Raw genomic sequence first — 9,113 nt, forward strand, 5'->3', positions numbered from 1 at the left:
GTAATATTACGACGCGTTGCGGATGCTCCGCGTCAATCTTTTCCCGGATACGGAGAGTTCGCATGCCTGAGGCTTTTCTGGTTGGTGGGGTTCGTACCCCTGTTGGTCGCTATGGTGGAGCGCTGTCGAGCGTGCGCCCGGATGATTTGGCGGCGTTGGTGCTGAAGGAAGCCGTCTCGCGTGCCGGCGTCGATCCTGGGTTGATCGAGGAGGTCATCCTCGGTAATGCCAATGGTGCCGGTGAGGAGAACCGGAATGTGGCGCGGATGGCGACGCTGCTGGCCGGGTTCCCTGATTCGATTCCCGGTATTACGGTCAACCGGCTCTGCGCCTCGGGTTTGTCGGCGATCATTATGGCCTCGCACATGGTGAAGTCGGGTGCGGCGGATATTGTCGTTGCCGGTGGTGTGGAGTCGATGAGCCGGGCGCCGTGGGTGATGGCGAAGCCGGAGAAAGCCTTTGCGAAGCCGGGGGAGGTGTATGACACCTCGATTGGCTGGCGGTTCACGAACCCGGTGTTCCAGTCCCGGGACAAGACGACGTTCGCGATGCCGGAGACGGCCGAGGAGGTCGCTGAGGTCGAGGGCATCACCCGCGAGGACGCGGATGCGTTTGCGCTGCGGTCACATCAGCGTGCCGTTGACGCGATCGACGCCGGACGCCTCGCTCCGGAGATTGTTGGGGTTCAGACGAAGAAGGGCCTGGTCGAGGTCGATGAGGGCCCGCGCCGGGATACTTCGATGGAGACACTGGCGAAGCTGCGGTCTGTGGTTAAACCCGGCGGTATTGTCACGGCCGGTAACGCCAGTTCGTTGAATGACGGTGCGTCGGCGATCATTATTGCCAGCGGGGCCGCCGTCGAAAAACTTGGTTTGAAGGCCCGCGCCCGGATCCTCGATGGTGCTTCGGCTGGGGTTGCGCCGGAGGTTATGGGGCTGGGCCCGGTTCCGGCGACGGAGAAGGTCCTGTCCCGGACCGGCAAGTCGGTCGATGACCTTGGCGCGGTGGAGTTGAATGAGGCTTTCGCGACCCAGTCGCTGGGTGTGATCCGCCGGCTTGGCCTGGATGAGGAGATCGTCAACCGCGACGGCGGTGCGATCGCGACCGGCCACCCGCTGGGTTCATCGGGTTCACGGATCGCGATTACGTTGTTGGGCCGGATGGAGCGTGAGAACGCGAAGACCGGTCTGGCCACGCTGTGTGTCGGAGTCGGACAGGGTACTTCGATGCTGATCGAGCGCGTCTAGTGGCGGCCGGCACGGAAGATTCCCCCACAGCACCTGCGGCGCCAGCACCAGCATCAGCAGCGTTCGACGGCGGCGCTTTCCAGACGTTGCTGGTCGAGGAGCGCCCGGACCGGGTCCACGTTCAGCTGAACCGGCCCGGGGTCCGTAACGCGATTGATCAGACGATGATCGATGAGCTGCACGCGGTCTGCGCGGTGTTGGAGGCGGATCCGAAGACGCTGATCCTGTCCGGCGCTAATGGTGTTTTTGCTTCCGGCGCGGATATCGCCCAGTTGCGGGAACGACGACGGGATGATGCCTTGGCGGGCATTAACTCCACGTTGTTTGCCCGGATCGCGGAGCTGCCGATGCCGGTCATCGCCGCCCTGGACGGCTACGCCCTGGGCGGGGGAGCGGAGCTCGCCTACGCCGCGGACTTCCGCATCGGGACGCCGTCGGTGAAGATCGGCAACCCCGAGACCGGCCTCGGCATCCTCGCCGCGGCCGGAGCATCGTGGCGGTTGAAGGAACTGGTCGGCGAACCCGTGGCCAAGGAAATCCTGCTCGCCGGGCGGATCCTCACCGCCGAGGAAGCCCTCGCGGTGCATTTGATCACCTCAATCCATGAACCGGACGGCCTCATCGACGCCGCGAATGCTCTGGCGGACCGGATTGGCAAGCAGGACCGGCTCGCGACGAGGATCACCAAGTCGGTGTTCTCCGCTCCGGCGGAGTCGCACCCGGTGATCGATCAGCTGGCCCAGGCCGTGCTCTTCGAGTCCGAGGCCAAGTTCGACCGCATGCAGAAATTTCTGGACAGGAAGAAGAAGTAATGACGCACCCCGTTTCCGGCACCACCGGCCACACCGTTCCCGAACACGTCGGCGTGCTCGGCGGTGGACGCATGGGCGCCGGCATTGCCCACGCGTTCTGCACGGCCGGCTCGACCGTCGTCGTCGTCGAACGCGATCAAGCAGCAGCCGACGCCGCCACCGAGCGCCTGAATGGCTCGCTGGCGAAGAGCGTGGACAAGGGAACGACGACGGAATCCCTCGACGATCTCAAGGCCCGGATCTCCGTCTCGACCGACTACGCGTCCTTCGCCGCGGCCGGTTTGGTCGTCGAAGCCGTGCCGGAAGACTTCGACCTCAAAACCGAGTCGCTGACGCGGGTCGAGGCGCAGCTGTCACCCGGGGCGTACCTGGCCACGAACACCTCGTCCCTGTCGGTGGACAAACTGGCCGGCAAGCTCGAACGCCCGGACCGGTTCTGCGGCCTGCACTTCTTCAACCCGGTCCCGGCCTCACTGCTCGTCGAAGTCGTGTTGGGGAAACAGACCTCGCCGGAACTCGCCGAGGCCTCCACCGTGTGGATTGAAGCGCTGAAGAAGACCCCCGTCGTCGTCAATGACGCCCCCGGATTCGCCTCCTCCCGCCTCGGCGTCGCCATCGCACTGGAGGCCATGCGGATGGTCGAAGACGGCGTCGCCTCACCCGAGGACATCGACGCCGCCATGACACTGGGCTACAAACACCCCGTCGGACCCCTGAAAACCACCGACATCGTCGGACTCGACGTGCGGCTCGGTATCGCCGAATACCTCGCCTCCACCCTCGGGGACCGTTTCACCCCACCGCAGATCCTCCGCGACAAAGTCGCCAACGGCCACCTCGGCCGCAAAACCGGACAAGGCTTCTTCACCTGGGAGAGTTGAGGGTTCCTATTCCTCGAGCACGAGCGTGATCCACTCGAGGACCTTTTCGTCGGCGAGTTGAAGCATCGTCGCCTCCGCGAGCGTCACCCAGGCGACGTCGTCGTGCTCCTCCGGGACCGTATTGGTGGCGGTGCCTTCCCAGGCCCGTATAATCCACGCTGAAAGTTCCACATCCTCGCCGGTCATGCTGAAGTCCGGTTCGCTGGTGTGAACGGTGGCCGAAATGGCGAGCTCTTCCCACAGCTCCCGGATCAGCGCCTCCTGGCCGGTCTCGCCCTTCTCGATATGTCCGCCGGGGAAGTCCCAAACGTTCGGAATCCACCTACGGGCGGGGGAGCGGTGGCACAGCAGAACGCGCCCGTCGCGGACCAGGATTCCAAGCGCGATTCGATGCATCATACGGCGCCGCCTACGCTTCAGTGCCTAAGGCGTGGAGCGCCCGCTTCATGGAGCCGCCGAGTCCGTGTTCTTCGGCAAAACGTTCGACGTCGGCCAGCCGGTCTGCGGGCAGCGGGCGGATCTGCGCGTCGAACGAACCAAAGTCGAGATCCCGTACGACGCCCACCACGGTCGGCGCCACCTTGAGGTAGTCCTCGGCGGCGGTGATCTTTGCACGGACCGACCTGGAGAGCTCGGGCGAGTGTTCCTCCGCTGCGGCGATGATCCGGGCGAGACTGCCATGTTCCTGCAGCAGGCCGGCGGCTGTCTTGTCGCCCACTCCTGCGACGCCCGGGAGCCCGTCCGAATTGTCTCCCCGCAAGGCGGCGAAATCGGCGTACTGGTGCGCGGCCACGCCGTACTTTGATTTCACGACGTCGTTGGTCAGGACTTCCAGCCGGCTCATCCCCCGGGCGGTGTACATGATGCGGACGTCGGCGTCGTCGTCGACCAGTTGGAACAGGTCCCGGTCACCGGTAACGACGTCGACCGGCATCTGAGCCTGGCTGGCGAGGCTGCCGATAACGTCATCAGCCTCATGCTGCCCCGCACCGAGTACCGTCACGCCGAGCTTGTCCAGCATCTCGCGAATGAGCGGAATCTGCGCGACGAGTTCGTCCGGGGTCTCCTCAACGTCCACGCCGCCCGGCACGACTTCCTTGACGCGGTGCTCCTTGTAGCTCGGGATCAAATCCACCCGCCACTGCGGCCGCCAGTCATCGTCCCAGCATGCGACCAGATGCGTCGGCTCAAAATCGGTTACCAGCTTGGCGATGATGTCCAGCAGCCCGCGCGCGGCGTTGACCGGTGTCCCGTCGGGCGCCTGCACTTTCGTGGGCACGCCGTAGAACGAGCGGAAGTACAAGGACGCTGTGTCGAGGAGCATTAAGCGTTCGGCCATGTTTAGATCATGGCATGTATCCTCGGCAATTTTCCGGCTATTTGTATGAGTGGGACTTCTTCTGAATCTTGTTGAGCTGCACCTCGCTCTTGAAGGTCTTGAAGTATCCCTTCTTGTATCCCTCGGCCGTGGGGTGGAGGGCCGCGTCAGCGCCGACGCCATGGATCCAAGGGTCGGGTGCACCGATCCCATGATTGCGGAACTCCTTAGTGACGTCCACGTATTGGAATCCAGCCTCATCCGCTGCAGATTCAATGACATCGTTGAGAACCGTGGTCGCTTCATTCATCGCTTTTGCTGCTGCAGTATTTGGGCCGAGACGTCCAAACTGGGGTGAGAAAAGATGCGGATAACCCATTACGACCACGTGGGCATCCGACTGTTGCTGAATGCCAGCAAAGACGGTTTGCAGATCCCAAGCCAATTGATTTTCAGCATATTGGCGGGCGGTCCGGAGCGAAGCAGTGCAATCGCCCGGGGTAAAACCGAGACAGGTCGCCACAACAGTGGAGTACTGGAGGTCGTTACCGCCAACCGTGATGGTGACCAGATCGGTATCGTCGGTGAGAGCGACCGCCTGTACAGGGATGTGCGCTGTAATGGCGCCGCTGCATGACGCGTTAGCTACGAGGTTTACGGATTTCCTCGCATCGATTCGGTCAGGAAAACTGCCGGGCGTCTTGAGGCACGGGAAATCATTGGTTGATCCAGCGCCAAGTCCTGCCGAGTAGGAGTCGCCCAGAGCGACATAGTCGATGGTCTCTTTGGGATGCGCAGAAGCAGGTGCGGCGACGGCGCCGGCAACGAGCCCAGCGGTCATGACGGAGGCCGCGGCCAGGCGAGCCAGCACGGCGAGGTTGAAGTTCGGCGGAGTGATCATGAGGACAAGATACGCCGGTTGGCCGCCGAACGGTATAGGTCCTGAGACTCGTTTTCCCATCCTTCGGGGCCCCCATGTTCCGGGAGCGCTTGTTGTGCCAAATGGCATCATAGGTCCATGCCCTTCGACGTCCCGCTTCCTCTGGAACTGCATACGGGTGCGCTGACGTTGCGTGCCCTGTCCGAGGACGACTGGACGTTGGAGTACATCCTGAGCCGGATTCCCGATGTTCCGCAGTGGACGTATTACCCCGCGGAGATGGATGAAGCTGCCGCCCGCCGTCGGATCCGGCGGACCCGGGAACGGCAAGAGCAGCGGATCGCCGCACGTTACGTCGTGATTCTCGACGGCGAGACCCTGGGAACAGTTGGCATGGGGCTGTCCGACAACCCCGAACCGGAGATTTTCTATGTCCTGTTACCCGAAGCGCGAGGGCGGGGAGTTGCGACGCGGGCGGCACAAGTTTTGTGCGATTGGCTGTTCAGCCACGGCTTCGACCAAGTCGCGCTGGAAACGGTCAGCGGTAATACTCCGAGTGAACGGGTTGCGGAACGGGCTGGATTTATACACGTGTCAACCCACCAAGGTGAGCACCGCGGCAGGACGGTCCAGCTGAAGCGCTGGATCAGGTCCCGTCCGGACGGAAGCTAAACCTTCTCCCCGGGCTTCGGCCGGTCGAGGATGAGATTGGTGATCCGCATCGAACACAACCGCCGCTCGTCCTCGTCGTAGATGACCACCTCATGCGACGTCGTCGTACGCCCCAAATGAATAGCAGTGGCGACGCCGGTGACCAGTCCGGAGCGAGCAGAGCGGTGGTGGGTGGCTGAGACGTCGACGCCGACGGCGGAGCGCCCGGGTCCCGCGTGGATGACGGCGGCCCAAGAGCCGATTGCTTCGCCGAAGGACAGGGAGGCGCCGCCGTGCAACAGGCCGAATGACTGTCGGTTTCCCTCGACTGGCATGGTGGCAACGACGCGCTCGGCGGATTCCTCCAGGACCTTCACGCCCATTTTTTCGTCGAGCTCACCCAGGACGATCTTCCACGGTTCGGGCGATTGCGGGGACTCGGGTTCCATTAATGCTCCTGGCGGTTATCGTTGCTGTGAGCGCGTAACTGGAAGCACTCCAGTGCGGCGTTTAAGCTAGTGTGGACATATTACCGAACGAGCGGTCAGTTTACCGATACTGGCCGGCGTTGCACCCAGTTCATTGAAGAGCACTTCGTTGGAAGGATCCGTCAACGATGACTACATTTGCCCCCGAGGCGACCGAAACGGCCGTCGAAACCGTCCCCAGTTTTGTCGAGGATGCCTGGTGGACTCCGGAAGACGACGTCGCGGCAGCCGGGGCTGAAGTCCGGGATGCGAGTACCGGCGACCTGCTCGCCAAGGTAAGCACCGAGGGACTGGACCTCGCCGCAGCCGTTCACTACGGCCGGACCGTTGGACAGACTTCCCTCGGTGAGCTCACCTTCCACCAGCGGGCGCTGAAGCTGAAGGAGCTGGCGAAGCACCTCAACGACCAGCGCGACTACTTTTACCGGCTTTCGGCCCAGACCGGTGCCACCAAGGTCGACTCGCTGGTGGATATCGACGGCGGTATCGGCGTCCTCTTCACATTCGGCTCGAAGGGCCGGCGTGAACTGCCGAATTCGCAGGTCGTCATTGACGGCCCGGCTGAGCAGCTCTCCAAGGACGGTTCGTTCTTCGGGGAGCACATCTACACCCGCATTCCCGGCGTCGCAGTACAGATCAACGCCTTCAACTTCCCGGTTTGGGGCATGCTCGAAAAGCTCGCTCCGGCCTTCCTCGCCGGAGTGCCAACCATCGTCAAACCGGCGACGCCGACGGGTTACCTGACTGCCGCCGTCGTGAAGTCGATTGTCGAATCCAACATCCTTCCGGCCGGTTCACTGCAACTGATTTCCGGCAGCGCGCGGACGATCATCGATCATCTTGATTACCGCGACATGGTCTCGTTCACCGGCTCCGCCGGAACCGCCAACCATCTGAAGAGCCACGACAATGTCGTCTTCGGCGGCGTGCGCTTCACCTCCGAAACCGACTCGCTGAACGCCGCCATCCTCGGTCCGGACGCCGTCCGCGGCACGCCCGAATTTGATGCATTTATTAAGTCGCTGGTCACAGAGATGACCGTCAAGGCCGGGCAGAAGTGCACCAGCATCCGCCGTGCCATCGTGCCGCGGAGCCTGATGGACGACGTCGTCCAGGCCACCCGGGAGCGGATCGAACAGCGCGTGATACTTGGCGACCCGCGCGCCGAAGGCGTCACGATGGGTGCGCTGGCCTCCCTGGAGCAACTGGCCGAGGTGCGTAAGAGCGTCGAGATGCTGGTTACCGCCGGTGGGCACATTGCTTTGGGCAGCATGGACGAGCCGCAGATCACGAACGCGGACGGTTCCGTATCCGTGTCCCGCGAGGGTGCCTTCTTCCCGCCGATGCTGCTGACCTTCGACGACGCCGAAACCCCCGAGGTCCATAACGTTGAGGCATTCGGGCCGGTCTCCTCGGTGATCGGGTACGACGACGTCGACGAGGCCATCCGGCTGGCAGCAATGGGCAATGGCTCCCTGGTCGCGACCGTGGCGACGAACGACGCCGAAACCGCGCGCAAAATCGTGACCGGCATCGCCGCCCACCACGGCCGCGTGTTGGTACTCAACCGCGAGGATGCGAAGACCTCGACCGGTCACGGTTCACCCGTTCCGCACTTGGTACACGGCGGTCCCGGACGCGCCGGCGGTGGTGAGGAGCTGGGCGGCATCCGTTCGGTTTACCACCACATGCAGCGTACGGCGATCCAAGGCTCGCCGAACATGCTGACCGCTGTTACCCAGGTCTGGCACCAGGGCGCGGACAGGAATATCGGCGATCATCCGTTCCGCAAGAACCTCGCCACACTCAATCTTGGCGACACTGTTGCCTCGGAGCTGAGGGAGGTCACGCTCGAGGACATCACAGCCTTCGCCAACACCACCGGCGACACGTTCTACGCCCACACAAACGAGGAAGCCGCCGCGGCGAATCCATTCTTCCCCGGGATCGTCGCACATGGCTATCTGCTGCTGTCCTGGGCTGCCGGTCTGTTCGTCGAGCCGGCGCCGGGTCCGGTCCTGGCCAACTATGGACTGGAGAACCTGCGGTTCATCACCCCGCTGGCGGCCGGTGATTCCTTCCGGGTGACGCTGACGGCCAAGCAGATTACGCCGCGTGAGGATGAGGAGTACGGCGAGGTCCGTTGGGATGCCATTCTGCACAACCAACATGACGAAATCGTCGCCACCTACGACGTGCTGACGCTCGTCGAGAAGTAGGCTGTTTGGTCCTCTGCGCCCTCTAGAGCAGACCGCTGTAGGGCGCAGAGGCTTTCGGGGCGGGCGCCAATGCCGTCCGCCAGGCGCGGTAGCCTCTAACAGCGAAGATGACGACGGCCGCGTGAAGAATGACCATGATCAGCGGAGTACTCAGTCCCTGCAGGGCCGGCACCGTCGCTGTGTTGCCGAGGCCTAACAGCGCGGAGGCCAGGTACAAAGCGCTCTCGATCAGCATCAGCCACCAGCTTTCCAGGATCCCTAATGCGAACCCAGCTCCAGGACAGCCGGCGGGCAGCCAGTATTGCAAAGAGAACCATCAGGGCTATGGACACGGGCAACGTCCAACTCCAGATGGGGTTGAGCAGTAAGGTCCCAAACAGGATTTCCCATAGTGCGTCCACGTGCTACCCCCTTGTAGGACCCTCGGATGTGGTTCAGCCTAACGCACCGCAATGTTTACTTCTGAGCGATGATTGCGTTGCAGTCACTTCCTGGCGGATTCTAGGGGTCGTTGCAACGCCGGTGGTTAGTTGGTTGTCAGTAAATCACGAAGTCGTTCGGCAGGGGTATCCCAGCCCAGCGTCTTGCGGGGTCTGCTGTTGAGTTCCTGGGCGACG

10 protein-coding genes are annotated in these 9,113 nt (G+C 63.0%); 5 read left to right on the top strand and 5 right to left on the bottom strand.

Annotation, left to right across the window (positions count from 1 at the left end):
• Nucleotides 1–62: 62 nt before the first annotated feature.
• The 3 genes from Y707_RS0104825 (at nt 63) to Y707_RS0104835 (ending at nt 2,940) form a co-directional block, all read left to right on the top strand.
• Nucleotides 63–1,247: a thiolase family protein gene (locus Y707_RS0104825; RefSeq protein ID WP_026534234.1), complete on the top strand. Its 1,185-nt coding sequence runs from the start codon at nt 63–65 to the stop codon at nt 1,245–1,247.
• Between the two features lie 86 nt (nt 1,248–1,333).
• Nucleotides 1,334–2,059, top strand: a complete 726-nt coding sequence (locus Y707_RS0104830; protein ID WP_026534235.1) for an enoyl-CoA hydratase/isomerase family protein — start codon at nt 1,334–1,336, stop codon at nt 2,057–2,059.
• Entirely contained in the window at nt 2,059–2,940 is an 882-nt protein-coding gene (locus tag Y707_RS0104835; protein ID WP_026534236.1) for a 3-hydroxyacyl-CoA dehydrogenase family protein, read from the top strand. The genes Y707_RS0104830 and Y707_RS0104835 overlap by 1 nt, the downstream gene beginning before the upstream one ends.
• 6 nt (nt 2,941–2,946) lie before the next feature.
• On the opposite strand, the gene Y707_RS0104840 is transcribed toward Y707_RS0104835, so the two are convergent.
• Genes Y707_RS0104840 through Y707_RS23535 form a run of 3 tightly spaced genes read right to left on the bottom strand, consistent with a single transcriptional unit; the run spans nt 2,947 to nt 5,159 of the window.
• The gene (locus Y707_RS0104840) at nt 2,947–3,339 is read right to left on the bottom strand and encodes an NUDIX domain-containing protein (RefSeq protein ID WP_026534237.1); all 393 of its coding nucleotides are present in this window, start codon (nt 3,337–3,339) and stop codon (nt 2,947–2,949) included.
• A 10-nt stretch (nt 3,340–3,349) separates the two neighbouring features.
• Entirely contained in the window at nt 3,350–4,279 is a 930-nt protein-coding gene (locus tag Y707_RS0104845; protein ID WP_026534238.1) for a 5'-3' exonuclease, read from the bottom strand.
• Between the two features lie 37 nt (nt 4,280–4,316).
• Entirely contained in the window at nt 4,317–5,159 is an 843-nt protein-coding gene (locus Y707_RS23535) for an SGNH/GDSL hydrolase family protein (protein ID WP_162150176.1), read from the bottom strand.
• Nucleotides 5,160–5,276: 117 nt separating this feature from the next.
• On the opposite strand from Y707_RS23535, the gene Y707_RS28800 reads away from it, so the two are divergent.
• Nucleotides 5,277–5,810, top strand: a complete 534-nt coding sequence (locus tag Y707_RS28800) for a GNAT family N-acetyltransferase (RefSeq protein WP_026534239.1) — start codon at nt 5,277–5,279, stop codon at nt 5,808–5,810.
• Here the strand turns inward: Y707_RS28800 and Y707_RS0104860 are convergent.
• Nucleotides 5,807–6,238, bottom strand: a complete 432-nt coding sequence (locus Y707_RS0104860) for a PaaI family thioesterase (protein ID WP_026534240.1) — start codon at nt 6,236–6,238, stop codon at nt 5,807–5,809. The two genes, Y707_RS28800 and Y707_RS0104860, sit on opposite strands and share 4 nt — an antisense overlap.
• A gap of 167 nt (nt 6,239–6,405) precedes the next feature.
• Here Y707_RS0104860 and paaZ point away from each other — a divergent pair, with 167 nt between their 5' ends.
• Nucleotides 6,406–8,496: a phenylacetic acid degradation bifunctional protein PaaZ gene (paaZ, locus tag Y707_RS0104865; RefSeq protein WP_026534241.1), complete on the top strand. Its 2,091-nt coding sequence runs from the start codon at nt 6,406–6,408 to the stop codon at nt 8,494–8,496.
• Between the two features lie 22 nt (nt 8,497–8,518).
• Here the strand turns inward: paaZ and Y707_RS0104870 are convergent, their stop codons facing one another.
• Complete coding sequence (locus Y707_RS0104870; RefSeq protein ID WP_026534242.1) at nt 8,519–8,731, bottom strand: hypothetical protein; 213 nt, start codon at nt 8,729–8,731, stop codon at nt 8,519–8,521.
• Between the last annotated feature and the right edge of the window lie 382 nt (nt 8,732–9,113).

The organism is Arthrobacter sp. H14 (genome assembly GCF_000520495.1).
Lineage (GTDB): Bacteria > Actinomycetota > Actinomycetes > Actinomycetales > Micrococcaceae > Arthrobacter_C.